The organism is Bradyrhizobium diazoefficiens (assembly GCF_016612535.1).
GTDB classification, from domain to species: Bacteria; Pseudomonadota; Alphaproteobacteria; order Rhizobiales; family Xanthobacteraceae; genus Bradyrhizobium; species Bradyrhizobium diazoefficiens_C.
On sequence record NZ_JAENXS010000002.1, the window covers coordinates 1,831,637 to 1,856,834 of the forward strand.

At 64.3% G+C, this 25,198-nt stretch carries 22 protein-coding genes; 13 read left to right on the forward strand and 9 right to left on the reverse strand.

The genetic code is table 11. The annotated features are described in order from the left end of the window. Window positions 1-214: 214 nt before the first annotated feature. The 3 genes from JJE66_RS25525 to JJE66_RS25535 are packed head-to-tail and all read right to left on the reverse strand — an operon-like array spanning window position 215 to window position 2,264. Window positions 215-808: a GNAT family N-acetyltransferase gene (locus JJE66_RS25525; protein WP_200517222.1), complete on the reverse strand. Its 594-nt coding sequence runs from the start codon at window positions 806-808 to the stop codon at window positions 215-217. Continuing rightward, window positions 805-1,887: an alpha/beta hydrolase gene (locus JJE66_RS25530; protein ID WP_200517223.1), complete on the reverse strand. Its 1,083-nt coding sequence runs from the start codon at window positions 1,885-1,887 to the stop codon at window positions 805-807. Before JJE66_RS25530 ends, JJE66_RS25525 begins: the two co-directional genes overlap by 4 nt. Beyond that, window positions 1,884-2,264, reverse strand: a complete 381-nt coding sequence (locus JJE66_RS25535; protein WP_200517224.1) for a hypothetical protein — start codon at window positions 2,262-2,264, stop codon at window positions 1,884-1,886. Before JJE66_RS25535 ends, JJE66_RS25530 begins: the two co-directional genes overlap by 4 nt. Window positions 2,265-2,418: 154 nt before the next feature. On the opposite strand from JJE66_RS25535, the gene JJE66_RS25540 reads away from it, so the two are divergent. Next, window positions 2,419-3,339, forward strand: a complete 921-nt coding sequence (locus JJE66_RS25540) for an alpha/beta fold hydrolase (RefSeq protein WP_200517225.1) — start codon at window positions 2,419-2,421, stop codon at window positions 3,337-3,339. Here the strand turns inward: JJE66_RS25540 and JJE66_RS25545 are convergent. The 6 genes from JJE66_RS25545 to JJE66_RS25570 are packed head-to-tail and all read right to left on the reverse strand — an operon-like array spanning window position 3,336 to window position 10,986. Continuing rightward, on the reverse strand, window positions 3,336-4,010 hold the full coding sequence (locus tag JJE66_RS25545) for a spermidine synthase (protein ID WP_200517226.1): 675 nt from the start codon (window positions 4,008-4,010) through the stop codon (window positions 3,336-3,338). The two genes, JJE66_RS25540 and JJE66_RS25545, sit on opposite strands and share 4 nt — an antisense overlap. Window positions 4,011-4,040: 30 nt before the next feature. Further along, window positions 4,041-7,274: a bifunctional cytochrome P450/NADPH--P450 reductase gene (locus tag JJE66_RS25550; protein ID WP_200517227.1), complete on the reverse strand. Its 3,234-nt coding sequence runs from the start codon at window positions 7,272-7,274 to the stop codon at window positions 4,041-4,043. A gap of 34 nt (window positions 7,275-7,308) precedes the next feature. After that, complete coding sequence (locus JJE66_RS25555; RefSeq protein WP_200517228.1) at window positions 7,309-8,304, reverse strand: alpha/beta fold hydrolase; 996 nt, start codon at window positions 8,302-8,304, stop codon at window positions 7,309-7,311. Window positions 8,305-8,326: 22 nt separating this feature from the next. Beyond that, complete coding sequence (locus JJE66_RS25560; RefSeq protein ID WP_200517229.1) at window positions 8,327-9,877, reverse strand: wax ester/triacylglycerol synthase family O-acyltransferase; 1,551 nt, start codon at window positions 9,875-9,877, stop codon at window positions 8,327-8,329. A gap of 47 nt (window positions 9,878-9,924) precedes the next feature. Continuing rightward, window positions 9,925-10,725 carry a triacylglycerol lipase gene (locus JJE66_RS25565; RefSeq protein WP_200517230.1) on the reverse strand — a complete coding sequence of 267 codons (801 nt, stop codon included), beginning with the start codon at window positions 10,723-10,725 and terminating at the stop codon, window positions 9,925-9,927. A gap of 3 nt (window positions 10,726-10,728) precedes the next feature. Then, window positions 10,729-10,986, reverse strand: coding sequence for a DUF6489 family protein (locus JJE66_RS25570; protein WP_200517231.1), 258 nt, complete (start codon window positions 10,984-10,986; stop codon window positions 10,729-10,731). Between the two features lie 383 nt (window positions 10,987-11,369). On the opposite strand from JJE66_RS25570, the gene JJE66_RS25575 reads away from it, so the two are divergent. The 12 genes from JJE66_RS25575 to JJE66_RS25630 all read left to right on the forward strand — a co-directional run bounded on the left by JJE66_RS25575 (window position 11,370) and on the right by JJE66_RS25630 (window position 25,099). Continuing rightward, complete coding sequence (locus tag JJE66_RS25575) at window positions 11,370-12,968, forward strand: ABC transporter substrate-binding protein (RefSeq protein WP_200517232.1); 1,599 nt, start codon at window positions 11,370-11,372, stop codon at window positions 12,966-12,968. A 116-nt stretch (window positions 12,969-13,084) separates the two neighbouring features. Then, entirely contained in the window at window positions 13,085-14,065 is a 981-nt protein-coding gene (locus JJE66_RS25580) for an ABC transporter permease (RefSeq protein WP_200517233.1), read from the forward strand. 1 nt (window position 14,066) lies between these two features. Further along, a complete protein-coding gene (locus tag JJE66_RS25585) occupies window positions 14,067-15,029 on the forward strand; it encodes an ABC transporter permease (RefSeq protein WP_200517234.1) in 963 nt (320 codons plus the stop codon). Between the two features lie 28 nt (window positions 15,030-15,057). Then, a complete protein-coding gene (locus tag JJE66_RS25590) occupies window positions 15,058-16,044 on the forward strand; it encodes an ABC transporter ATP-binding protein (protein WP_200517235.1) in 987 nt (328 codons plus the stop codon). Then, entirely contained in the window at window positions 16,041-17,030 is a 990-nt protein-coding gene (locus tag JJE66_RS25595; RefSeq protein ID WP_200517236.1) for an ABC transporter ATP-binding protein, read from the forward strand. The genes JJE66_RS25590 and JJE66_RS25595 overlap by 4 nt, the downstream gene beginning before the upstream one ends. An 82-nt stretch (window positions 17,031-17,112) precedes the next feature. After that, window positions 17,113-18,918 carry a gamma-glutamyltransferase family protein gene (locus JJE66_RS25600; RefSeq protein ID WP_200517237.1) on the forward strand — a complete coding sequence of 602 codons (1,806 nt, stop codon included), beginning with the start codon at window positions 17,113-17,115 and terminating at the stop codon, window positions 18,916-18,918. A 9-nt stretch (window positions 18,919-18,927) separates the two neighbouring features. Next, window positions 18,928-19,638 carry a DUF1028 domain-containing protein gene (locus JJE66_RS25605; RefSeq protein WP_200517238.1) on the forward strand — a complete coding sequence of 237 codons (711 nt, stop codon included), beginning with the start codon at window positions 18,928-18,930 and terminating at the stop codon, window positions 19,636-19,638. Continuing rightward, a complete protein-coding gene (locus tag JJE66_RS25610) occupies window positions 19,635-20,624 on the forward strand; it encodes an ABC transporter ATP-binding protein (RefSeq protein WP_200517239.1) in 990 nt (329 codons plus the stop codon). Before JJE66_RS25605 ends, JJE66_RS25610 begins: the two co-directional genes overlap by 4 nt. Then, window positions 20,624-21,730, forward strand: a complete 1,107-nt coding sequence (locus JJE66_RS25615; RefSeq protein ID WP_200517240.1) for an ABC transporter ATP-binding protein — start codon at window positions 20,624-20,626, stop codon at window positions 21,728-21,730. Before JJE66_RS25610 ends, JJE66_RS25615 begins: the two co-directional genes overlap by 1 nt. A 22-nt stretch (window positions 21,731-21,752) precedes the next feature. Next, the gene (locus JJE66_RS25620; protein WP_200517241.1) at window positions 21,753-23,261 is read left to right on the forward strand and encodes an ABC transporter substrate-binding protein; all 1,509 of its coding nucleotides are present in this window, start codon (window positions 21,753-21,755) and stop codon (window positions 23,259-23,261) included. 4 nt (window positions 23,262-23,265) lie between these two features. Next, window positions 23,266-24,207, forward strand: coding sequence for an ABC transporter permease (locus tag JJE66_RS25625; protein ID WP_200517242.1), 942 nt, complete (start codon window positions 23,266-23,268; stop codon window positions 24,205-24,207). Between the two features lie 4 nt (window positions 24,208-24,211). Beyond that, entirely contained in the window at window positions 24,212-25,099 is an 888-nt protein-coding gene (locus JJE66_RS25630) for an ABC transporter permease (RefSeq protein WP_200517243.1), read from the forward strand. Window positions 25,100-25,198: the final 99 nt, after the last annotated feature.

Consider the following 25,198-nt stretch of genomic DNA (forward strand, 5'->3'; position numbering starts at 1 on the left):
ATGGGCTCACCCCGTCCTCGATGGCCCGGGGCACGGCTTATATGGCATAGTTAATTGTGCGATGCAATATTAATGCTGCACTGCGATATCACAATTTCGTGAACAGCCTTAACGGGAGGCAATCTGCTGCCTTGCTGGCCGCCGCTCTACTGTGCATGGGGTTGAATTCCACTTTTTGGTTGCTGGACGGCGCTCCAGTGCTGGACGGCGCTTTTTAGTGCTGGACGGCGCCTGGCAGCCCGTAGGCCTCCATCTGAGCCTGGACCTGCGCAATGTTATGGCCGAGCACCACAATGTCGTGGGTTTTGCCTCCGACGTCCCGGACATGGTCCCGCAGCAGCGCCTCGGCCTTGAAGCCGAGGCTCTCGAACAGCGCGATCGCCGCCTGCTGGTCCACCGTCATCTGGACCGAGAGCTTTTCCAGCCCCGCCCCGAGCGCGAGCGCAAAAGTCTCCTGCGACAGCGCCTTGCCCACCCCCTTGCCGCGGACCTCGGGGGAGACCACCATCCGGATCTCGCCGACATGAGGCGACCAGGAATGCGGGTCACGCACCAGCGTGCCGCAACCGACGACGTTGCCGTTCCTCACCGCGAGCAGGCTCGTGATCGCGCCGCGGTCGATCTCCTTGACCCAGGCGGACAGCACCTTCGGCTCGCTGATGTTGCGCGGCAAGAACAGCAGGTCATGGGGCGGCAGGCCCTTGCCGAAGGCGAGCACCGCGGCTTCGTCCGCAGGTGACATCAGGCGGATCTCGATGTCGCCCGCGTCGGTCTTGACGTGACGCGGATAGGAACGCTGCTCACTCATGTCGATCTCGTCCCCAACCAGGAATCCAGTTTCGGCCACAGCCGCTTTACCGCGTTGGCGCCGGCGACCAGCGAGACGTGACCGCCTTTCAGCATCACCTCTTCCTTGTCTTCGGAGCCGATCTTCGTGATCAGATGCTTGGCCGCGTCATAGGGCACGATGTGATCGTGCTCGGCGACCGCGTGCAGCATCGGCACCTTGATGTTCTCGAGCTTCGCTGGCCGCCCCCCGACCGACATGGTGTCGTTGTAGAGCTTGTTGTCCCACATCAGGTCTTTGGTGATGGTACGGAAATATTCGCCCGCCAGCGGCAGCGTATCGGTCGCCCAGCGGTCGAACATCCGGTAGGACTTTACGAACTCGTCGTTCCAGATGTTCTCCCATAGCTGGATCTGGCTCACGGTCCGCGAGGCCGGGCGCAACATCTCGAACGAGGACAAGATCATCTCCGGCGGGACGTTGCCGACGCTGTCGACGAGACGGTCGACATCGAAATAGCGGCGGTCGGAGAAATTCGAAAACAGCTTCATCTCGCGGAAATCGATCGGCGTAGTGAAGCAGATCAAGTTCTTCATCGGCCCGTCCGGGAAGATCGAGCCGTAGAGCAGCGACAGCACGCCGCCGAAGCAATAGCCGATCACGGAGACGTCCTGCTCGCCGGAATCGGCCTGCACGCGGCGGACACAATCCGGGACGAAGTCCAGAACATAGTCCTCCATGCGCAGGCTCTTCTCCTCCGGCCGCGGCGCGCTCCAGTCGAGCATGTAGACGTCGTAGCCGCGCTTCAGCAGGAACTCGATGAAACTCTGGCCGGGCACGAGATCGAGAATGTAGCCGCGATTGGTGGTCGCCATCACGACCAGGACCGGCACGCGATAAATCTCGTCCGACATCGGCCGATAGTGATAGAGGCTCATCGTGCCGCGCGAATGCAGCACGTCCTTCGGCGTCGATCCCAGTGTGGGACCGGAGGTCGAGAAATATTCGACGCCCTTGATGCTGCGCTGGATGGCACGCTGCACCTCGGACTGAATGCGCTCGGGGATCGCTGCAAAATCAAGCCCAGTCGGCGCGTTCATTTCTGCTCTCCGCCTTCGGAGGGCGGACGTTTTGTGCGCGGCGGCCGCGGCGCAGCGCCGATCGGCGCGTCGCCCGAGTTGGCCGACATCTGGCTCAGCATCGACCTGATCTCGCCAATCTGGCCTTCAATGGCTTGCAACCGTTCGGCGATGCCGGTCATCTGCTCGCGGCTCGGCAGATTCATCGAGAGCAGGTACTTCTCCATGAGATCGCCGAATTGCTTCTGAGCACCTGCAGCAACACCGCCGGCGCGGTTCACGGCTTGCGAGAACTCGGGTGTCTCCATCGCCTTGGTGGCGAAGGAGTTGAACCCCTTCTCCATCTCGCCAACCATCTTCTGCCACAAGGCGACCGGATCGTTGATCTTGTCGGTCATCAGCGTCCTCCCAATGTGGAGAGCTTGTGCCCTTCGTTTCCCGCCATACCACACCGTTGCGAGGGGCCGGTCAACCAGTGTCGTGCACGCGGCTTCTTCGCGGAACAAAACCGTGCGATACAGCGAAGATCAAAGAATTCGAGGGAATGCGCCCGTGAACGCCTCCGCCCATCAGCCTCCCCAGACCGTCCGCGCCAACGGCATCGACATCTGCTACGAGATCTTCGGCAACGACAATGCCGAGCCGCTGCTGCTGATCATGGGGCTCGGGGCGCAGATGATCCATTGGGACGATGGGTTCTGCGAGCAGCTCGCCGCACGCGGTTTTCGCGTGATCCGCTTCGACAATCGCGACATCGGCAAATCCAGCCATCTCACAGGCGGCAAGCGGCTGACGCCGCTCGAACTGCTGAAGCTGCGCTTCCTCAGGATCCCCGTGGCCGCGACCTACCAGCTGATCGACATGGCCAAGGACACCGTCGGCCTGATGGATGCGCTCGGCATCAAGTCGGCGCATCTGGTCGGCGCCTCCATGGGCGGCATGATCGCGCAAGAAGTGACGCTGTCGTTTCCCGAGCGCGTGCGCTCGCTGACCTCGATCATGTCGACGACAGGCAATCCGCGCGTGCCGCCACCGACGCGGGAGGCCGCCGCCATGCTGATGGCGCCGCCGCCGCGCAGCAAGGAGGAGTTCATCGTCCGCTACGGCCAGACCTGGAAGGTGCTGCGCGCAGGGTCCTTCCCGGAGGAAGAGGCGCTCGATCCCGGCCGTGCCGAACGTGTCTTCGCGCGCGGCCTCAATCCGGCTGGTGTCGGCCGGCAGCTCCGCGCCGTGCTCGCCTCCGGCAGCCGCAAGGAACGGCTGTATGGCGTGAGGACGCCGACACTGGTGATCCATGGCACCGTCGATCCGCTGGTGCGGCCCGAAGGCGGCAAGGACACGGCCGCATCAATTCCCGGCGCAAAACTGTTGATGATCGACGGCATGGGCCACGCGCTGCCAGCGCGGTTCTGGCCGGAGATCATCGGCGCCATCGACAAGCACGCGCATGGCGCAGCGGCGAAGGCTGCCTAACTCTTCCTCGCGATCCAGATCACATGGCGCGCACCGCCGCCCCTGCCGGTGGCGCGGACGTTGACCTCGTTGACGTCGAAACCGGCGCTCGTAAGCCGCTTGGTGAATGCGGGGTTCGGTCCCGACGACCAGACGGCAAGCACGCCGCCTGGTCGCAGCGCCGTCTTCGCTGCCTTCAATCCGGTCGCACTGTAGAGCGCGTCATTGCCCTTCCGGGTCAGCCCTTCGGGCCCGTTGTCGACGTCGAGGAGAATGGCGTCGAAGGCCGAGCTCTTCGCCCGAATGATTTCGCCGACATCGGTTTCCCGGATGCTCACCCTGACATCATCGAGGCTGTCGCCGAAGACCTGCGCCATCGGACCTCGCGCCCAGGCGACGACCGCCGGCACGAGCTCGGAGACCACGATCTTCGCCTTAGATCCAAGCACGGCCAGAGCCGCGCGCAAGGTAAAACCCATGCCGAGGCCACCGATCAGGACGACGGGTTTTGCGACCGTCTCGATCTGCTTCGCTGCAAGCGTTGCGAGCGCGGCTTCGGAGCCTGACAGGCGATTGTTCATCAGCTCGTTGGTGCCGAGCTTGATGGAGAACTCTTTGCCCCGCCGCATCAGGCGGAGCTCCTCGCCGGAGCCGGGGATTTTGGCGGTATCGAGTTTTTCCCAGGGAATCATGCGCTAGGTTTAGCACGATCGGACGAGTAATCACCCGCCCGCCCAGACGTCCAGTACATAGCGGCTCTTCGCGCCCATGTCCTCGATCCAGCGTGCGCTGGCAGCCGCATCGCTGCCGCTCTTCTCGCGATGGATCGCGACCAGCGCGGCCTTCACATCGGGCTCCATCTTGCTGCCGTCGCCGCAGACATAGACGATCGCGCCCTGCTCGATCAGCGGCCAGACCTTGTCCTTCTGCTCGGCGAGGACGTGCTGGACATAGGTCTTGGGGCCATCCGTGCGCGAGAACGCGGTGAAGAACTCGGTGATGCCGCTGGCGGCAAGCGCCTTCAGCTCGTCCGCGTAGAGAAAATCCTGGTCCGGATGGCGGCAACCGAAAAACAACATGGACGGTCCAAGGCTGGCGCCCTTCGCCTTGCGTGCGGCGCGCTCCTGAAGGAAGCCGCGGAACGGCGCGAGCCCCGTGCCGGGACCAATCATGATGATCGGCACCGACGAATCATCCGGCAGCCGGAAGCCGGCCTTGGTCTCGCGCACGGTCGCGTAGATCGCATCGCCCGCGCGCCGATTGGCGAGATAGTTCGAGCAGATGCCCTTGTAGGTGCCGCGCCCCGAAGCGGCCGGCCCTTCGACCACACCGACCGTGACGCTACAACGCGTTGGATCGACCGACGGCGAGGACGAGATCGAGTAATACCGCGGCGCCAGCAGCGAGAGCATTTCCAGATAGACGTGGAACGGCAATTCGCAGGCCGGATATTCTAGCAACATGTCGAATACCGATTTGCGCCGCGCCAGAATCTCGGCCTGGTAAAGCGCGAGCGGCGCGGCCCCCTCGCCGACAAAGGCCAGCAGCTTCGGTTTGGTGACAGGGCAGCGGGTGTGCTCCGCCATGATCTGGATCTGTTTCCGCGTCGCCACCTGCTGCAGCTCGACGAACTCGCTGAGTAGGCGGCCGACCGACACGGCATCGCCGACCGGCAATTGCGCGCGGCGGCCCTCCGCGACCTGGAGCCTGATCTGGTCGGCCGGCAGGAAGCCGAAGCGACGTGCAACCGAATCCACCAGCGTCGGGTCGTTGCGTGGGACGACGCTCAGATGATCGCCGACGCGGTAGGTGATATTGGACGGCAGTTGGACTTCGATATGACGCGTCGAACGTTCCGAAGGATTGGACCCGCCCTTGTTCTGGAGCTCATCATTGACCAGCACTTTCATCGCGACCGCGCCGCCCTGGGCGACGATGGTGTTGACCGCGGTCACCGCCACCGGCTCGATCGCATAGAGCGGATCGTCCTCGGCGGTGCGGGTGAAATTCCAGTCGATGCCGAATTCCTTGGTCGCAACCTGGGCCGCTGCCGGGAACCATTTCTGGAACTGGCCGTCGAGATCGCTACGCGCGTCACCCTCGCCGCGCGGATAAACGGCGCGTGCGCCATGCTTCGACAATTGCTCGTCGATGAAACGCGGCACCGATTGATAGGTTGCGGCCCAGTCGCTGTTGCCGCAGCCGAACACGGCGTAGCGGACGTTGGCGAAGGCGTCCTTCGGCAGATCGTCGCCAAGCCATTTGACGAATTGCGACGCATTGTCCGGCGGCGCGCCGTTATAGGAGGCGCAGATGATCAGCACGCCGCCCTCCCGTGGCAGCTTGTCGACGTAATCGTCGAGTGGCCCGAGATGCACGGCAAAGCCGTTGATCTCGGCAAGGTCGGCCATGCGCGTCGCGAGTTCCTCGGCCGTGCCGAGATTGGAGCCGTAGAGCACCAGCATCGGCGTGTTGTGGCCGGGCCGCGCTGTGGGCTGACGCGGTGCCTTCGGCGCGGAAATCGCGGCCGCAGCCCCGCCATAGGCGCCGCGCTCGCGATCGGCGCGCGGACGTACCTTGATCTTGAAGCCTTCCGGCTTCATCGTCAGCGTTTCCTTCAGATGCATCTGGTAGCGCTGGTGGTCGATCAGCTTGAAGCGCTGGAGGATCATGCCGAGCGCGAGTGCGGCCTCGTGCATGGCAAAGCCGCGGCCGATGCAGGCACGCTGGCCGTTGCCGAACGGCTTCCAGGCATTGACCGGCCGCTTGGCCTCGGATTCGCGGCTGAAATTCTCGGGATCGAAGGCGTCAGGATTGGGTCCCCAGACGCTGGGATCGCGGTGCAGCGCCGTCACCAGGACCGTGGTGAAGGTGCCCTTCCGAAGCTTGTACTTGCCGCCACCGATGGTCTGGTCCTGTAGCGGCGAGATGCCGTAGGCCGGCGCCGGCGGCCACAGCCGCAGCGCCTCTTTCAGGATCTGCGTGATGTAGGTGAGCTGCGTCACCTGCTGATAGGTCGGCTTCGCGTTGGCGTCGGGGGCGAAGACGCGATCGACCTCGTCATAGGCTTTCTTGAGAATGTCCGGATGCTTCAACAGTGCATAGAGCGTGGTCGACAAAAGGCCGCTGGTGGTCTCGTGGCCCGCAATCAGGAACGTGTTGATCTGGTAACGAATGTTGACGTCGTCGAGCTGCTCGCCGGTCGAGCGGTCGACGCCGGTCATCATTGCGGCCAGCATGTCCTTCTTGCCGTCAACCGCGTCGGCGCTCTTGCGGCGCTCGGCGATGATCTCGTCAACCATCTTGTTCATGAAGGCGACGTCTTCGCCCATGGTCTTGCGTCGCTTCTGCATCCATACCTGCTCGAACGGCAGGCCGCGCGTCATCATGATGGTTTCGAGCGAGCGCACCAGCGACTCGACGAAAGGATGGTAGTCGCGCCGGTAGAACGAGTTGAAGCGGTAGTCGAAACCGCACAGACCGATTGTATCCAGCGTCAGCGCGGTCATGTCGTGGACGACGTCGATCTCCTCGTCGGCGTTCAGGCGCTCCCATTTTTGGACGAGCTGCTCGGCGATGTCGACCATGCTCGGATGGTAGGACTGCATGGCGCGGTTGCCGAACGGCTGCAGCAGGATGTTGTGCGCCTTGCTCCAGTTCGGCTCCCTGGTGTCGGCCGTGAACAGCCCGTCGCCGCCGACCGCGCGCACGCGCCGCAGCGCACCGCGCACCGTCTTGTCGAACCGCTTTTCATCCGAGATCTCGTCGACGAGATCGTGGCCGGAGACGACGACGATCGGCGAACCCATCATGTCGAGCCAGAAGATCGGCCCGAGCTCCTTCGCCAGCCGCGTCAGGTGCTGCACGGGCGCAGCCGAATCCAGCGACAGCATGTTGCCGACGACCGGTTTGGTCGGCGGCTGCGGGATCGGGTCCAGACGGTTCTTCGATGACATTAACTGCGCTTCCCCCCTGCCCTGGTCGTCAAGGCTAGCCAAACCGTCTTCTACGCCATTCGATCAACTTGGCGCTGACCTCTTCCGGCTTCTCCTGCTGCGTCCAATGGCCGCTGTCCTTCACCAGATACTTCTCGAGGTCGGACACCAGCTTCTCCATGCCGTCGGCCGCCGACGGCGGCAGCACGGCGTCGTTCTCGGCCATGATCATCAGCGACGGCACACTGATGTGGTGATCCAGCCCCTTCGAACGCTCCCAATTGCGGGTGAAATTGCGGTACCAGTTGATGCCACCGGTGAAGCCGGTCTTCGTGAAGGTCTCGACGAACACCTTCTTCTCGTCGGCCGAAAGAATCGGCGTGCGCGGATCGACATTGGCATCATAGGCCGCGATCATCTGCGGGAACGCGAGGTTCGTCTTCGAGGAGGCACCGACGCCCGCGATCGGCTGCTCGCCTGGTTTCTCCGCCGGCCGTGGCAACGGCTTGCGCATGAAGGCGTCAAAGGTCTGCTCGACGCGGCCGCCAAAAATCCTGTCGGGTTCGCGCGCGGGGTCCTGGAACTGGACGATGTACATCTGGTCGCCGAAGCGCTGGCGAAACAGCACGATTGGATCCATCGGTGCGCGGTCCCAATGCGGCGTGTTGACGCCGACCACGCCAGCGACGCGCGTGGGATGCCGCAACGGCATTTGCCAGACGACGAAGCCGCCCCAGTCGTGGCCGACGAAGATCGCCTTGTCGATGTTGAGATGGTCGAGCAGCCCGACGAGATCGCCGGTCAGATGCTCCATGTCATAGGCTTCGACCGGCTCGGGCCGGTCGGTCGCGCCATAGCCACGCTGGTCCGGCGCGATCACCCGGATGCCGGCCTCGCTCAGCCCCTTGATCTGGTGACGCCAGGAGAAGGCGATTTCGGGCCAGCCGTGGCACAGCACCACCGGCGGTTTGTCGGTCACGGGGCCCGCCTCGTAATAGCCCATGCGAATTCCGTTCGTCTGCGCGAACTTGAGCGGCGGCATTTCGATCATTGCAAACGTCCTGGCAAATCTTCTATTCGGCCGCGCCCTTGATGTCGGCCGCGGGCGGCATATACGCCGCTTCGAGCGCGGCAAACTCCTCCGGCAGCATATCGCACATCACCTGCACATGCGGAATGATATTCGCCCCGACGATGAAGCCGAAATCGAGCTGATCACGGTAGCTCTGCACGGTGATGTTGAGCGCCTGCCCATGCGTCGAGATCGATACCGGGAAGATGTGCAGCAGCTCGGCACCCGCGGCATAGAGCGTCTGCCGTGGCCCCGGCACGTTGGACACCGTGATGTTGGCCACCGGCGGCAGCACGTCCGACAGGTCGGAGCGGCTGTAGAGCAGCGCCATGATCTGGACGATGATCGGCGCCCCCAGCATCGAGATGTTGGAGACCTGCGGCATCAGGGCGCGCAACGGATGCGACATCTCCTTGGACTTGGTCGATTGCGCGATGATGGCTTCCAGCCGCGCCTTGGGGTCCTCGATATTGGTCGCGATCGAGCAGATCATGCCGAACACCTGGTTGTTGGCCTCGGTGTTGCCCTCCTCGCGCAGCGAGATCGGCACGGCAGCGGTCAAGGATTTCGCCGGCAGTGTGGCGTATTGCAGGAGATAGCGCCGAACCACGCCGGAGGCGAGCGCCAGCACCACATCGTTGAGCTTGCCGCCGGCCTGTTTGGCCAGCGCCTTGGATCGCGACAATGAAATCGACACGCCGGCAAAACTGCGCTCCGACGAAATCGACTTGTTGAGCATGGTTGGCGGTGACACCATGCTGGCGAGGCTCTCGCGCGACTTCGGATCTGATATCTTGCCGAGCACGTCGGAGACACTCTTGACCATGGTCGGAATATTGCCGGCAAAGCGTACCGCACTCTCGATCTGGTACATCGCGTTGTCGAACAGGATCGAGCCGATGTCGCTCTTGCCCGTCCGCGGCAATTGCAGGTTCTTCGCCGCCGCCGAGGCATCGAGCGGCTGGGTGAAGAGCTGCTGATAGGAATCCAGCAGATTGGCCGCAATATCGCGCGGCTGCTGTCCGGGCTTCGACCCGCCCGCCGGCGGATCGACCTTCCGCGGGATCGGCGAGATATCGTAGATCATGTTGGTCAGAGCCGCACCGGCGCCGCCGTCGATGGCGGCATGGTGCATCTTGGAATAAAGTCCGACCTCGTTGTCCTTCATGCCCTCGAACACGTAGAACTCCCAGAGCGGGCGGGCGCGGTTCAGGAGCTTCGCATGCATCCAGCCGACGATGCGCTCGAGCGTGGCGCGGTCGTGCGGCGCGGGCAGGCTACCGCGAAAGATGTGACGGTCGATGTCGAACTGATCGTCCTCGACCCAGGAGGGATGGTCGATATCGAGCGGCGCCTTCTCCAACCGCGCTTTCAGGATCGGCGCGATATGCAGCCGCGAGACGATCATCGCCTTGAACTCTTCGAAGAAGTCGCCCTTGTAATCGTCGGGCAGGCGAAAGATCGCCATGCTGCCGACATGCATCGGCATTTCCGGCGTTTCCAGATAGAGAAACGACGCGTCCAGCGACGACAGCTTCTTACCGTCAGCCATAGTTCCCTCCCGAAGAATTTGACGGGCGCCTTGAGTGGCGCTTCTCGTCAGGCCAATACTGCCCGCTCCGGCGGGGCATATGCAATGGCAAACGGCCCTGCCCGGCCAAATGGCCAGAACTCCCCCTCCGGTTGCGCCAGGCGATCCGCCACGGCCCACAACGCAGCCGGGTTCACCCCGAGCCCGATATGGCTTGCCAGGTACACTTCGATGTTCTCGGCGCGGTCGGAGGGGCGCAACTGGCAGGTCCGCCAGTTCACGACACCGTCGGCGCGCGAAAAGATCGAGGTCGCGGGCACCGGGAGATCGCCGGCGATCGCCGCGCGCGCTTCCGCAAAATCCTCGGCGCGGTCGCCCGACATCCTCTCATAGAGCGCCGTCGCATTGGTCGCCCGCACGTCATTGGCAAAGGGACTGCCGAGCGTGATGACATTGCGGACCATGTCGGGCGCCTGGAGCGCGAGATCGCGGGCATAGACGCCGCCGAGGCTCCATCCGACCAGGCTGACCTTGCGTCCGCTTGCGGCATGAATTTCGGCAAGGCGCGTGTGCAGGGCTTCCCGCATTCGCGTGAGGCCACCGAGATTGCGGCCCATCCGCCAGGCATGCGCATCATAGCCGAGCTCGCCGAGATAGCGCCGCATCGGCGCCATCGACAGATCGCTGGCGAGAAAGCCCGGCAGCGTCAGCACCGGATGGCCATCGCCTCTGGGCGCGCGCATCAGGACCGGCGACAGCAGCAGGCTGGCGTTGAACTCGAAAAGGCTACGGGCTTCGGCGAGAAGCAGGCCGAGGCTCGGCGGACGAAGCTGGCCTGATGCCCGTGCTCGGTCTCGCCCGGGCGACATTATTCATTTCTTCTTGTCGGTACTGCGTGTCCCACCAAGACCGGCCATGGTGACAAACATGTCCTGAAACCGCTCGGCGAGCTTCGGATCGAACGTGAACCAGCTCTGGATGATCGCTTCCGGCGAGACCTTGTCGATATTGCTCAAGACCTGCTGCTGCAGCTTGTCCATGACGGCAACCTGCATCGGCGAGACGTCCGGCAATCCGAAGAACTGGCGGGCCTCCAAGGGGGTGCAGTCGATTTCGATGTTAACTTTCATATCCCCTCCAGATGAGATTCGAGCGGCCGGGCACAGTATCGCCGCGACATGGTGTGCGACGCAAGCGACCTGAGACGGGGGGCGGACACCCGCTCCCGCAATTGGCGGATATGGTCAATCAAATTGCTTTGCCGCGAATGCGCCGGCCGGGCGTCCGGCGGGGCCGTTCCGCTCCTGTCCCCGACCGCGCGGGCCGAAAGTCGAATGTCGCCCGCACGCCTCTCGCCCCCAAATTGTTGGTCGGCATTGCTGCACAGCGGTGCAACTTGGCGCGTTCCTTGCTGGAAAGGCGCTTGCACGGGTCGAGAACTCTGGGCAACATGGATCGATCAGCCCACCGAACAATCAAAAATCACGGTGCGGGCGAGTGGAGAGGGTCAAGAATGTCAGTCGGACGAAGTCTGTATGCGGCGACGCTCGCCGGTGCGCTTGCGTTGGCGGTCGCGCCGGCGTCGAGCCAGACGCTGCGCTACGCCAACCAGGGTGAGCTGAAGTCGCTCGACCCCTACACGCTGAACGAGTCGACCACGAGCGCGCATCTCGGCCATGTCTATGAGGGCTTGGTCGCCCGCGGCAAAGACCTGAAGATCATCCCGGCGCTCGCCGAAAGCTGGGAGACGCCGGAGCCGACACGCTGGCGCTTTCACCTGCGCAAAGGCGTCAAATTCCACAATGGCGATCCCTTCACCGCAGACGATGTGGTGTTCTCGGCCGAACGTGTGCGGGCGAAAGGCTCGAATTTCCAGAGCCGCGTTCCCGCCGACGCCAAGGCCGTCAAGATCGACGATTACACCGTCGATTTCATCCTGAGCTCGCCCAATCCGATCCTGACGGCGCTGTGGGCGACCTGGTACATCATGGACAAGAAATGGGCAGAGGCGAACGATGCGGTGGCACCGACGCCGGCAGCCGCCACGACCCCGAGCTACGCCTCGCTCCATGAAAACGGCACCGGCCCCTTCACGATCGAGAGCCATCAGCCGGGCGTGAAGACCGTCTTCAAGGCCTACCCGGGCTGGTGGCGCAAGCCGGAGCATAATCTGAAGGAGATCGTCTTCACGCCGATCGCAAACCCGGCCACGCGTGTCGCGGCGCTGTTATCGGGCGAAGTCGACGTGATCGAGCCGGTTCCGGTCCAGGACATCGAGCGCGTTAAAGCGAGCCCGAACGCCACGGTGCTGACGGGACCTGAACTTCGCACCATCTTCGTCGGCATGGATCAGTCGCGCGACGAGCTCCTGTATTCCAATATCAAGGGTAAGAACCCGTTCAAGGACGTTCGCGTCCGTGAAGCCGTCTACCGGGCGATCGACGTCGACCTGATCAAGAACCGCGTCATGCGCGGACTGTCCACGCCGTCCGCATTGATGGTCGCGCCGGAGATCTTTTCCTCGAAGGATTTCATCCGGCCGAAGTTCGATCCCGGCGCCGCCAAGAAGCTTCTGGCAGATGCCGGTTACGCGGACGGTTTCGAAGTGACGATGGACTGCCCGAACGATCGTTACGTCAATGACGCCGCGATCTGTCAGGCCATCGTCGGGATGCTCGCCCGCATCAACATCAAGGTGGACCTGCTGGCACAACCCAAGGCACTGTATTTCGCCAAGGTGCTGAAGCCCGGCGGCTACAAGACCTCACTCTTCCTGCTGGGCTGGACCCCGGATACGCTCGATTCCCAGAATGTGCTGCACGACATCATGGGCTGCCGGGACGATCCGAAGGATCCCAACCGCGGCGAGGCCAATCTCGCCGGCTATTGCAACAAGCAGTTCGACGAGCTCGCCGACAAGGTCCTCGTGGAAGCCGACCCGGCCAAGCGCGATCTCCTGATCAAGCAGGCCTTCGAGATCTCGATGAAGGACTGGGCGTATATTCCGCTGCACCAGCAGGCGCTCGCCTGGGGCGTCTCGAAAAAGGTGAAGCTGACACAGCGTGCGGACAACATGGTCATGCTCTACTGGGCGACCAAGCAGGACGAGTAGATGTCGACAAGTTGTGAAGTCCCGGAAGCCTCGGCTTCCGGGACTTGCCGTTTCAAGATTTGCTGTTTCGGGCTAACGCGATGATGCGTGCTGCTGAAGAGATGTGAAAGGAACAGATGCTCGCTTTCACACTGCGCCGGGCCATCCAGGCCATCGGTGTCATGATCGCCGTCGGGATCATCTCGTTCTCGATGTTTCGGTTCGCCGGCGATCCCGTGAACCAGATGGTCGGGATGGATACGTCGGGCACTGAGCGCGCCGCGATCCGCAAGTCGCTCGGCCTCGACGATCCCGTGATCGTGCAGTTCGGCCGCTATGTCGGCAACGCCGCGCAGTTCAAGTTCGGCGTGTCCTACCAGTTCCGCTTGCCCGTCACCAACCTGCTGATGGAGCGGATGCCGGCCACGCTGGAGCTGGCCGTCGTTGCCACCATTTTCGCCATGGTCAGCGGCATCCTGATGGGTGTCTATTCCGCGCTTCGCCGTGACAGCTGGCTCACGCATGTCTTCCAAGCCGTATCGCTGATCGGCATCTCGCTGCCGACCTTCCTGATCGGCATTCTCATGATCTATTTGTTCTCGGTCACTCTCGGCTGGTTGCCCTCGTTCGGGAGGGGAGACGTCGTGCATATCGGCTGGTGGACGACGGGGCTTCTGACGCTGTCAGGCCTGAAGGCACTGGTCATGCCTTCGATCACGCTTGGCTTGTTTCAGATGACACTGATCATGCGGCTCGTCCGCGCGGAAATGCTCGAGGTCATGCGCACCGACTACATCCGCTTCGCCCGCGCCCGAGGGCTGACCACGCGGGCGATCCATTTCGGCCATGCGCTGCGCAACACGATGGTTCCCGTGATCACCGTGGCAGGCCTGCAATTCGGCTCAGTCATTGCTTTCGCGATCATCACCGAGACCGTGTTTCAATGGCCCGGCATGGGACTCCTGTTCGTGCAGGCCGTTCAGAACGTCGATATCCCGATCATGGCGGCGTATCTGATGATGGTCTCCCTGATCTTCGTCACCATCAATCTCGTGGTTGATATTCTCTATACCATCGTCGATCCGCGGCTGCGCTCGACGGTCAGCCGGGCACACTGACATGAGCGAAGCCGTCGTTCCCCACACTACCGAGAAGCGCCCTTCGGCAGCGCCTGGCTGGTTCAGGCGCACGTTCGACAGCGACCTGTTCTATTCGTTCCGCCGCTCCAAAGTTACCATGATCGCGGCCGGAGTGACGCTCCTGTTCTTCCTGATCGCGATCTTCGCATCCGTGTTGTCGGTGCAGAATCCGTTCGACCCGGCGCAGCTCCAGCTGATGAACTCGCGCATCTCGCCGCTCTGGACCGCCGACGGACAGAGCCCGTTCCTGCTCGGCACCGATGAACAGGGGCGCGACGTACTGTCCGCGATCCTCTACGGCCTGCGAATCTCACTGCTCGTCGGCGTCCTCGGGGTCATCCTCTCGGGCGCGATCGGCATCCTGCTCGGGCTGACGGCGGGCTATTTCGGCGGCGCCGTCGACGGGCTGATCATGCGCATTGCCGACGTGCAGCTTTCCTTTCCAGCCATCCTGATCGCGCTACTGATCAACGGTATCGCCAAATCGGTCTTTGGCAACAAGCTCGACGAGATGAGCATGCTGGCGGTCCTGGTCTTCGCGATCGGCCTGAGTTTTTGGGTGCAGTATGCGCGCACGGTGCGTGGCTCGGTCCTCGTCGAGAAAAACAAGGATTATGTTGCAGCCGCGCAATTGATTGGCCTGCCCGCCCCGGTGATCATGCTGCGCCACGTGCTGCCGAACACCACGGGGCCTATCCTCGTGATCGCCACCATCAACCTCGCGCTCGCCATCATCACCGAGGCCACGCTATCATTCCTCGGCTCGGGCATGCCCGAGACCATGCCGTCGCTCGGCACGCTGATCCGCATCGGCAACGGGTATCTGTTCGCAGGTGAGTGGTGGATCGTCGCTTTCCCCGGAATTGCACTCGCGGCGCTGATCCTGTCGATCAACCTGCTCGGCGATTGGCTGCGCGACGCGCTCAACCCGAAACTCCGATGAGCAAGACTTCGATGAGAGCGCCCCGCTCATGACCGAACCCGTCCTTTCCGTCCGCAATCTCCAGGTCGAGTTCGCCTCCCGCCGCGGCGTGCTGCGCGCCATCGACGGCGTCTCCTTCGACATCGCCAAGGGCGAGGTGCTCGGCGTGGTCGGCGAATCCGGCGCCGGCAAGTCCGTCACCGGGCTCTCGGTGATCGGCCTGATCGATCCGCCCGGTCGCATCGCCGGCGGCGAGATCCGCCTGTCCGGCCTGCGCATCGACAACCTCCCGCCGGATCAGATGCGCCGCGTCCGCGGCAAGCGCATCGGCATGATCTTCCAGGATCCCCTCACCTCGCTCAACCCGCTGTACAAGATCGGCGACCAGATCGTCGAGACGATCAGAACCCACCTCAATCTGTCCGAACAAGCGGCGCGGCGCCGCGCCATCGACCTGCTCGCGGAAGTCGGCATTCCCGCGCCGGAAAAGCGCATCGACGGCTACCCACACGAATTCTCCGGCGGCATGCGCCAGCGCGTGGTGATTGCGCTCGCGATCTGCGCCGAGCCGGAACTGATCATCGCGGACGAGCCGACCACCGCGCTCGACGTCTCCGTGCAGGCGCAAATCATCTCGCTGATCAAGCGGCTCGGCCGCGACCATGGCACCGCGGTGATGCTGGTGACGCACGACATGGGCGTGATCGCCGAGACCTCGGACCGCGTCGCGGTGATGTATGCCGGACGCGTTGCCGAGATCGGCCCGGTGCAGGATGTCGTGAGAAATCCGCTGCACCCCTACGCCAAGGGCCTGATGGGCGCGATTCCGACGCTTGCCGGCGATGACAAGCGTCTGGTGCAAATTCCAGGCTCAATGCCGCGCCTGTCGGCGATCCCGCGCGGCTGCTCGTTCAATCCGCGCTGCGCGTCCGCGTTCGATCGCTGCCGGGTCGACCGGCCGGAGCCGCTGCCACGTGGCACGCAATCCGTCGCCTGCCATCTCTATGACAGCGTGCCGGCGGGGAGCGCGGCATGAGCGCGCCCTTCGTCCAGGCCACAGATTTGCGCCGCGTCTTCGACGTCTCGAAGCCGTGGCTCAACCGCGTGCTCGAGGGCGGGCACCTCGAATATCTTAGGGCAGTCGACGGCGTCACCTTCGACATCAGGAAGGGCGAGACCTTTGCGCTGGTCGGCGAGTCCGGCTCGGGCAAGACCACGGTGGCGCGGATGGTCGTCGGCCTGTTGCCACCAAGTTCCGGCAACGTCCTGATCGACGGAATCTCGATGACCGATCCGCGGCAGGCCCAAGCGCGCCGAAAGCTGCGTCGCCGCATCCAGATGATCTTTCAGGATCCGTATGCGAGCCTCAACCCGCGCTTCCGGGTCGACGCCATCGTCGCCGAGCCGATCCGGGCCTTCGACCTGATCCAGGGCGAGCGCGACATCCAGGCCCGCGTGGGAGAGCTTCTCAGCCTCGTCGGCCTGCATCCCGACGACCGCCTGAAATTTCCGCATGAATTCTCCGGGGGCCAGCGCCAGCGCATCGCCATCGCCCGGGCACTTGCCTCCGACGCCGAGTTCATCGTCTGCGACGAACCGACCTCGGCGCTCGACGTCTCCGTGCAGGCGCAGATCCTGAACCTGATGCGCGACCTCCAGGACAAGTTCGGCCTGACCTACATGTTCATCAGCCACAACCTCGCCGTCGTCCGCCACATGGCGAGCCGCGTCGGCGTGATGTATCTCGGCCGCATCGTCGAGATCGCGGAAGGTCGTGAACTGTTCACCCGCCCGCGCATGCCGTACACCAAGATGCTGCTCGGCGCCGTGCCCGACCTCGCCATGAGCGGCCGCCAACGCATCCCGGTCAAGGGCGAGATCCCGAACCCGATCAACCCGCCGCCCGGCTGCGCCTTTAATCCGCGCTGTCCGCTGGCGTTCGATCTCTGCCGCAAGGAAGCACCGAGCCTGATCGACGGCGTCGCCTGCCATGCGGTGAACACCGCGGCGGTACCGGCGTGACGCGCGCGAGCCATGCAGCCTGCGCATTGGCGGCACAGCATCGCCTGTGATCAATTGCGCGCGCGACAAATAAGGTAGCTCCATGGCCAGCATCGTCAATCCCGATCCCTTCACGACGCGCCCCGAGATCGAGGGCACCTTCGGGGTCGTCACCTCGACGCACTGGATCGCGACCGCCGTCGGCATGGCGACGCTGGAAAAAGGCGGCAATGCCTTCGATGCCGGCGTCGCCACCGCCTTCACGCTCCAGGTGGTCGAGCCGCATCTGAACGGCCCCGGCGGGGACGTGCCGATCATCGTGCACGACGTCAAGCGCGGCCGCATCGAGGTAATCTGCGGCCAGGGCCCGGCGCCGGCGCGCGCCACCATCGCGCATTATAAGAGCGAAGGCCTCGACATGGTGCCTGGTACGGGGCTGCTCGCGGCGTGCGTCCCCGGCACGTTCGAGTCGTGGATGATGATGCTGCGCGATTACGGCACGCTGCGGCTGCGCGACGTGCTGGAGCCTGCGATTTCCTACGCCCGCGACGGCTATCCGCTGGTCGAGCGCGCCTGCGCGACGATCCAGACCGTCGAGCAATTGTTCCGCAAGCACTGGCCGACCTCGGCAGCGGTCTATCTGCCGAACGGCGAGGTGCCACGGCCCGGCACGCTCTTCACCAACAAGACGCTGGCTGCGACCTATGCTCGCATCCTCAGCGAGGCCGAGAGCGGCGGTGGTGGCCGCGACGCCGAAATTGAACGCGCACGAAAATCCTGGTCACAGGGTTTCGTCGCGGAAGCCATCGACAAATTCTGCCGTACCCAGGAAGTCATGGACGTCAGCGGCTCGCCGCATCGCGGCGTACTCTCGGCTGACGACATGGCGCGCTGGCAGCCGACGGTCGAGGCACCCCTCACCTACGACTATGGCCGCTACACCGTGTGTAAGGCTGGCGTCTGGAGCCAGGGCCCGGTCACATTGCAACAGCTAGCGCTGTTGAAGGGTTTTGCGCTCGACGGGCTCGATCCGACCGGGCCAGAGTTCATCCATCTCCAGATCGAATGCGCCAAGCTTGCCTTTGCCGATCGCGAGAAATTCTACGGCGATCCCAAGTTCAGCGAGATCCCGATCACGACGCTGCTATCGGACGCCTACAACGACGAGCGCCGCAAGCTGGTTACCGAGAAGGCTTCGCTCGACCTTCGGCCCGGCGCGGTCGAGGGTTTTGGCGGCGTGGTCAAGGTGCGGCGCGCTGAAGGGCAACGCGAGGCCGTTGGCGCGCTTGGCGCCGGCGAGCCGACGGTCGGGCGCTTCGGCGAGGTGCGCGGCGACACCGTGCATTTCGACATCATCGACCAAGCCGGCAACATGGTGTCCTCGACGCCGTCGGGGGGCTGGCTGCAATCCTCGCCTGTCATTCCCGAGCTGGGTTTCTGCCTCGGCAGCCGCGCACAAATGTTCGAGTTGGAGGAGAACCAACCGAGCTCGCTCGCACCGGGCAAGCGGCCGCGCACCACGCTGTCGCCAACCATGGCATTGCGGGACGGCGAGCCATATCTTGCGTGGGGTTCGCCCGGCGGCGACCAGCAGGATCAATGGATCACGCAGTTCTTCCTGCGCCACGTCCATTGCAACCTCAACCTCCAGGAGGCGATCGACGCGCCCGCCTGGCACTCCGAGCATTTCCCGATCTCGTTCTGGCCGCGCACAGCGCGCCCCGGCGTGCTCGTGGTCGAGAACCGGGTGCCGAAGACCACGATAGAGAATCTTCGGGAGCGCGGGCATATCGTCGAGGTCGGGCCCGACTGGTCCGAAGGCCGCCTCACCGCCGCCTCGCGCGTCGGGGTGCGCCGCCGCGCCGCCGCCAATCCGCGCGGCATGCAGGGCTACGCCGCAGGACGCTAAAGGCAGCATATGACCTGGTCGATCATCGCGCGAGATCCTGCCACCGGCCAGTTCGGCATCGCGGTTGCGACACGGTTTTTTGCTGTCGGCGCGCGCGTGCCTTACATTGCCGCCGGCCTGGGCGCGATCGCGACACAGGCTTTCGTCAATCCGTATTACGGCATCGACGGCATCAAGCTGTTGCGTGAAGGCTTGAACGCACACGATGTCCTCGCCACTCTGATCGCGACCGATGACGGCTGCGAAAGCCGGCAGATCCACATGATGGATGCGAACGGTGCGATCGCCGCACATACCGGCCGTGATTGCGTCGATTGGTGCGGCCACCTCGCCGGTAGCGGTTTTTCCATTGCCGGCAACATGCTCGCCGGCGCCGACGTTCTCAGCGAGACTGCGAAAACCTACATCGCAAACGACAGCCAACCCTTCCCGCGCCGCCTGCTCGCGGCGATGCGCGCAGGCGAAGCCGCCGGTGGCGACAAGCGTGGCAAGCAGTCCGCGGCACTTCTGATCCACGGCGAGGAGGAATGGCCGGCGCTGGATATCCGCGCCGATGATCATCCTGATCCCCTCGGCGAGCTCGAGCGGCTCGAGCAGGTCAGCCACGAACTCTGGGTGCACTTCCGCGGCTCGATGCCGACGCGGCAGAACCCGTCCGGCAACACCGATCGCAGCGTCATCGACGCCAGCGTCGCCGCGGCGCGCGCAAGGCAAACATGAGCGCGAGCCCTCTCATCGAAATCGAGGACCTTCGTATCCGTTTCCATGGCGACGACGGCCGCATTACCCATGCGGTCGACAGCGTCGATCTCAGCATCGCCAACGGCGCGACGCTCGGCCTCGTCGGCGAGTCCGGCTGTGGCAAGAGCGTGACCTCGCTGGCGATCATGGGCCTGCTGCCGAAGCAGACGACGGAGATATCGGGCGCAATCCGCTTCGACGGTTTCGACCTGCTGAAGACCCCGGACCAGACGCTGCGCGATCTTCGCGGCAACCGGCTGGCCATGATCTTCCAGGAGCCGATGACCTCGCTCAACCCGAGCTTCACCGTCGGCGACCAGATCATCGAGACCATCCTGCGTCATCGCGGCGGCTCGCAGAAGAACGCACGCGACCGCGCGATCGAACTGCTGCGTCGCGTCCACATCCCCTCGCCCGAGCGGCGGATCGACGAATATCCGCACAAGCTGTCCGGCGGCATGCGCCAGCGCGTGATGATCGCGATGGCGCTCGCCTGCGACCCGCGGCTGCTCATCGCCGACGAGCCCACCACAGCGCTCGACGTCACCCTGCAGGCGCAGATCCTGGAGCTGATGCGGGAATTGAAAGCCGCGAGCGGCGCCGCCATCATCCTGATCACCCACGATCTCGGCGTCGTCGCCGAAGTCTGCGACGAGGTCGCGGTGATGTATGCGGGCGAGATCGTCGAGCGTGCCCCGGTGGACGAACTGTTCGCGACGCCGCAGCATCCCTACACGGTCGGCCTGCTCGGCTCGATCCCCCGGGTCGACCATCGCGCCGAGCAGCTTGCGACGATCGAAGGCATGGTGCCGAACATGGCGCAGCCGCCCGCAGGCTGCCGCTTCGCCGCACGCTGCCCGTTCATGCTGGACGCCTGCACCAGGGCGCCGCCGCCGCTCGTGGAGATCACTCCCGGCCACCTCTCGCGCTGTATCCGCGTCCCGCTCGAACGCCTGGTGTCGTGATGGCGCTGCTCGAGGTCGAAGGCCTGGTCAAGCATTTCGTCGCCGACCGCTCGCTGTTCGGCCGGGCGCTGGCGCATGTCAAAGCAGTCGACGGCGTTTCGTTCTCGCTCGACGCCGGCAAGACACTCGCTTTGGTCGGGGAATCCGGCTGCGGCAAATCCACCGTGAGCCGCCTGGTGCTGCGTCTGATCGAGCCGGATGCCGGCAGCGTGCGCTTCGACGGCCGCGATCTTCTCTCTCTCGACGCCGGTGCGCTGCGCGCCTTCCGCCGCGAGGCGCAGATCATCTTCCAGGATCCCTACGCCTCGCTCAATCCACGCATGACCGTCGGCCAGATCCTGACCGAGCCGCTGGCGCTGCACGACCTCGTCCCGCCGGCGCGGCGGCGCGAGCGTGTCGAGGAGATCTTGCGGCTGGTCGGGCTGGAGCCGCGGCTGGCGCGGCGCTATCCGCACGAATTCTCCGGCGGCCAGCGCCAGCGCATCGCCATTGCCCGCGCGCTCGCGGTCGAGCCGAAACTGATCATCTGCGACGAGCCGGTCTCGGCGCTCGACGTCTCGATTCGTTCGCAGATCCTCAACCTGTTGCGCGAGCTGCAGGACCGGCTCGGCCTTGCCTACATTTTCGTCTCGCATGACCTCGCCGTGGTCAAGCACATCGCCGATCGAGTGGCGGTGATGAACCTCGGTTGTATCGTCGAAGAGGCCGACGCCGACGCGCTGTTCGCCCAGCCGCGCCATCCCTATAGCCGGGCGCTCCTGTCCGCGATCCCCCTGCCGCAGCCTCACGCCAGGCGAGCGAAGGTCGTGCTACAGGGCGAGATCCCGAGCGCGCTCAATCCGCCGCCCGGCTGCCGCTTCCATACCCGCTGCCCCTTCGTCATCGATCGCTGCCGCACTGAGGCGCCGGAGCTGATGGCCGACGCGACCGGTCACGCCGCCGCCTGTCATCGCGTCAGCGAGCTGCCTCCGGCCGACACCATCCTGCCGGCCGCCGCCGGGTTCTCGCCGGTGCTGGGAAAATTGGTCGCAGCTTTCAGCCGAAAGACGGAAGGCGCGCCCCCACCCGGGGTTGGTATACAGAGTGCAGGGCCTACAACGAATTAGCCGAAGCAATGGGGACTGTCCGATGAAGATGTTTCGCCTGGCCGCAACGGCCGCCGTTGTCCTGCTGTCGCTTGGAGCCGCCCAGGCTCAGACCACGCTGCGCATCGGCCTTGCAGAGGACCCCGATATCCTCGATCCCTCGATGGCGCGCACCTATGTCGGCCGCATCGTGTTCGCCGCATTCTGCGACAAGCTGTTCGACATCGACGAGAAGCTCAACATCGTGCCCCAGCTCGCACTGTCGAGCGAGACGGTCGACGATGGCAAGGGCCTCGTCATCAAGCTCCGGCCCGGCGTGAAATTCCACGATGGCGAGCCGTTCGATGCGGAAGCAGCCAAATTCTCGCTGGAGCGCCACCTGACGCTCCCCGGCTCGTTCCGCAAGCCTGAGCTCGCATCGGTCGACCACATCGACATCGTCGATCCCCTCACCATCAAGCTGGTGTTGAAGTCGCCGTTTTCGCCGCTGCTGGCCCAGCTCACGGACCGCGCCGGCATGATGATGTCTCCGAAGGCGGCGAAGGCAGCCGGTGACAAGTTCGGCCTGCACCCGGTCTGCGCCGGCCCGTACAAATTCGTCGAGCGCGTGCAGCAGGACCGCATCGTGTTCGAGAAGTTCGCCGACTACTGGAACAAGGACAACGTCTTCATCGACCGAATCGTGTTCCAGCCTATCGTCGACGCCACCGTGCGGCTGGCGAACCTGAAATCCGGCGGCCTCGATCTGATCGAGCGCGTGCTCGCCACCGACCTCAAGGACGTGCGCGCCGATTCACGCCTGAAGGTCGCGACAGCCATCGAGCTCGGCTATCAGGGCATCACGCTCAACATCGGCAAGGACAAGGCCAAGGGGCCGCTGAGCCAGTCCGCCAAAGTGCGGCAGGCGCTCGACCTTGCGATCGACCGCGAAGCGATCAACCAGGTCGTCTTCAACGGCGAGTTCCAGGTCGGCAATCAATGGGTCAATCCCGATCATCCCTACTACCAGAAATCCCTTCCGGTCCGCGCCCGCAACGTCGAGAAGGCTAAGGCCCTGCTGAAGGAGGCCGGCGCGACGCCGCCGGTCAGCGTCGATTTTCTAGTGCCCAAGGGCGCGGAGACCGAGACGCCGGCGCAGGTGATCCAGTCGATGGCCGCGGAAGCCGGCTTCGACATGAAGATCCGTCTCACCGAATTCGCGACGGGGCTCAAGCAGGCCGAGGCTGGCGATTACCAAGCCTATATGCTCGCCTGGAGCGGACGCGTCGATCCGGACGGCAATACCTTCGTGTTCCTGCATAGCAACGCTCCTCAGAACTACGGCGCCTGGAACAATCCCCAGGCCGACAAGGCGCTGGAGGACGCGCGTCTCGTCACCGACTTCGCCAAGCGCAAGGCGAGCTACGAGATGCTGGCCAAACTGGTCGAGGACGAAGAGCCGATTCTGTATCTCTATCACCGCCGCATCATCATCGCGCATACGACGAAGCTCGAAGGCTACAAGCAGATGCCCGACGGCCTCGTGCGCGTCGTCGGCCTCAAGCTGAAGTGACGGGATGCTGAACTTCCTCGCCCGCCGGCTTGCGCAGATCGTACCGACACTGTTCTTCGTCTCAGTGCTTATCTTCTCGCTCCAGCAATTGCTGCCGGGCGATCCGGCGCTGGTGATGGCGGGCGAGGAGCGTGATCCGGCCGTGATCGAGCAGATCCGGCACCAGTACCGGCTCGACCAGCCCGTTCCGGTGCAATACGCCTACTGGATCAAGGGCGTTCTGACCGGCGATTTCGGCGAGTCGCTGCGCAACAAGATGCCGGTGCGCGAGCTGATTGCGCAAAAGCTGCCGGTGACGCTGCAACTCGGCGCGATGGCCATCATCATCGCGTTCCTGATCGGCATTCCCGCGGGGATCGTCGCGGCCGTGAAGAAAGGAACGGCGTGGGACTACGGCGCCAATTTCTTCGCGCTGTGGGGCATCTCGACGCCGAACTTCTGGCTCGGCATCATGCTGATCTTCCTGTTCTCGATCGAGCTCGGCTGGCTGCCGGCCTCGGGCTACGTGCCGCTCACCGAGAACTGGCGCGCGAGCCTGGCTGCCACCATCATGCCCGCCTTCGTGCTCGGCAACGCGATTTCCGCGGTCCTGATGCGGCACACCCGCAGCGCCATGCTGCAGGTCCTGGAGAGCGACTATGTCCGCACCGCACGCGCCAAGGGGCTCTCCGAGCGCTCGGTGATCCTCAAGCATGCCATGCGCAACGCGCTGACGCCCATCATCACGCTCGGCGCGCTTGAGCTCGGCACGCTGCTGTCTGGCGCAGTGCTGACCGAGCAGATTTTCTCCATTCCCGGCTTCGGCAAGCTGATCGTGGACGCGGTATTCAACCGCGACTACGCCGTCGTGCAGGGCGTCGTGCTGGTGACCGCCACGATCTACATCACGCTGAACCTGATTGCCGACGTCGCCTACATCCTTGTCAATCCGCGGCTGCGGGGCTAGCGCCATGACCGAGGCCGCACTGCCTGCCTCCTCCGCCACCCAAGCCTATGAACTGGACAGCCCGGCACGCCGCGCGCGGCGGCGCCTGTTCAAGCGCAAGGCCGCGGTGTTCGGCCTTGTCGCAATCACGATCTTCATCGGTCTTGCGTTGCTCGCTCCGCTCATCGTGCCCTATGATCCCATCGCGACGAGCTGGAGCCTGGTGCGCAAGCCGCCCACCGCCGCGCACTGGTTCGGCACCGACGAGCTCGGCCGCGACATCCTCAGCCGCGTCGTCTATGGCGCGCGCGCCTCGCTGCTGGCGGGCCTCATCTCGGTCACGATCGCGCTCGGTATCGGCGTGCCACTCGGCCTGCTCGCCGGCTATCGCGGCGGGTTCGTCGACGCGCTGATCAGCCGGATCACCGATGCCATGCTGGCCTGTCCGTTCCTGATCCTGGCGATCGCGCTGGCCGCATTCCTCGGCCCGAGCCTCGGCAATGCCATGATCGCGATCGGCATCTCGGCCACCCCGATCTTCATTCGCCTCACCCGTGGCCAGGTGCTGGTCGTCAAGGCCGAGGACTATGTCGAGGCCGCGCGCGCGCTCGGCAATCCCGACTGGCGGATCGCGGTCTCGCATATCCTGCCGAACATCCTGCCCGCGCTGCTGGTGCAGGCGACATTGTCGATCGCGGCGGCCATCATCGCCGAAGCGGCGCTGTCGTTCCTCGGCCTCGGCCAGCAGCCGCCGGCGCCGTCCTGGGGCAGCATGCTCAACGCGGCACAACGCTTCCTGACCCGGGCGCCGTGGATGGCGATCTGGCCGGGGCTCGCGATCTTCCTGGTGGTGCTGTCTTTGAACCTGCTCGGCGACGGCCTGCGCGACGCGCTCGACCCGCGGCAGCGCTAGAGCTCGCTGCCACACCTCTCCCATAGGGAGAGCTTGGGCACAGATCTCTTGCACAGAATGAATCGCCTGTGATTCTGTGTAGGCCGTCGTGATTCTGGC

Excerpts from the sequence above, each read along its gene's own strand:
- JJE66_RS25600 (WP_200517237.1), top strand. The coding sequence starts at position 17,113 with ATGGCCAGCATCGTCAATCCCGATCCCTTCACGACGCGCCCCGAGATC.
- JJE66_RS25585 (WP_200517234.1), top strand. The coding sequence starts at position 14,067 with ATGAGCGAAGCCGTCGTTCCCCACACTACCGAGAAGCGCCCTTCGGCA.
- JJE66_RS25620 (WP_200517241.1), top strand. The coding sequence starts at position 21,753 with ATGAAGATGTTTCGCCTGGCCGCAACGGCCGCCGTTGTCCTGCTGTCG.
- JJE66_RS25550 (WP_200517227.1), bottom strand. The coding sequence starts at position 7,274 with ATGTCATCGAAGAACCGTCTGGACCCGATCCCGCAGCCGCCGACCAAA.
- JJE66_RS25560 (WP_200517229.1), bottom strand. The coding sequence starts at position 9,877 with ATGGCTGACGGTAAGAAGCTGTCGTCGCTGGACGCGTCGTTTCTCTAT.
- JJE66_RS25610 (WP_200517239.1), top strand. The coding sequence starts at position 19,635 with ATGAGCGCGAGCCCTCTCATCGAAATCGAGGACCTTCGTATCCGTTTC.
- JJE66_RS25615 (WP_200517240.1), top strand. The coding sequence starts at position 20,624 with ATGGCGCTGCTCGAGGTCGAAGGCCTGGTCAAGCATTTCGTCGCCGAC.
- JJE66_RS25530 (WP_200517223.1), bottom strand. The coding sequence starts at position 1,887 with ATGAACGCGCCGACTGGGCTTGATTTTGCAGCGATCCCCGAGCGCATT.
- JJE66_RS25525 (WP_200517222.1), bottom strand. The coding sequence starts at position 808 with ATGAGTGAGCAGCGTTCCTATCCGCGTCACGTCAAGACCGACGCGGGC.
- JJE66_RS25595 (WP_200517236.1), top strand. The coding sequence starts at position 16,041 with ATGAGCGCGCCCTTCGTCCAGGCCACAGATTTGCGCCGCGTCTTCGAC.
- JJE66_RS25570 (WP_200517231.1), bottom strand. The coding sequence starts at position 10,986 with ATGAAAGTTAACATCGAAATCGACTGCACCCCCTTGGAGGCCCGCCAG.
- JJE66_RS25605 (WP_200517238.1), top strand. The coding sequence starts at position 18,928 with ATGACCTGGTCGATCATCGCGCGAGATCCTGCCACCGGCCAGTTCGGC.
- JJE66_RS25545 (WP_200517226.1), bottom strand. The coding sequence starts at position 4,010 with ATGATTCCCTGGGAAAAACTCGATACCGCCAAAATCCCCGGCTCCGGC.
- JJE66_RS25575 (WP_200517232.1), top strand. The coding sequence starts at position 11,370 with ATGTCAGTCGGACGAAGTCTGTATGCGGCGACGCTCGCCGGTGCGCTT.
- JJE66_RS25580 (WP_200517233.1), top strand. The coding sequence starts at position 13,085 with ATGCTCGCTTTCACACTGCGCCGGGCCATCCAGGCCATCGGTGTCATG.
- JJE66_RS25630 (WP_200517243.1), top strand. The coding sequence starts at position 24,212 with ATGACCGAGGCCGCACTGCCTGCCTCCTCCGCCACCCAAGCCTATGAA.
- JJE66_RS25555 (WP_200517228.1), bottom strand. The coding sequence starts at position 8,304 with ATGATCGAAATGCCGCCGCTCAAGTTCGCGCAGACGAACGGAATTCGC.
- JJE66_RS25565 (WP_200517230.1), bottom strand. The coding sequence starts at position 10,725 with ATGTCGCCCGGGCGAGACCGAGCACGGGCATCAGGCCAGCTTCGTCCG.
- JJE66_RS25535 (WP_200517224.1), bottom strand. The coding sequence starts at position 2,264 with ATGACCGACAAGATCAACGATCCGGTCGCCTTGTGGCAGAAGATGGTT.
- JJE66_RS25590 (WP_200517235.1), top strand. The coding sequence starts at position 15,058 with ATGACCGAACCCGTCCTTTCCGTCCGCAATCTCCAGGTCGAGTTCGCC.
- JJE66_RS25625 (WP_200517242.1), top strand. The coding sequence starts at position 23,266 with ATGCTGAACTTCCTCGCCCGCCGGCTTGCGCAGATCGTACCGACACTG.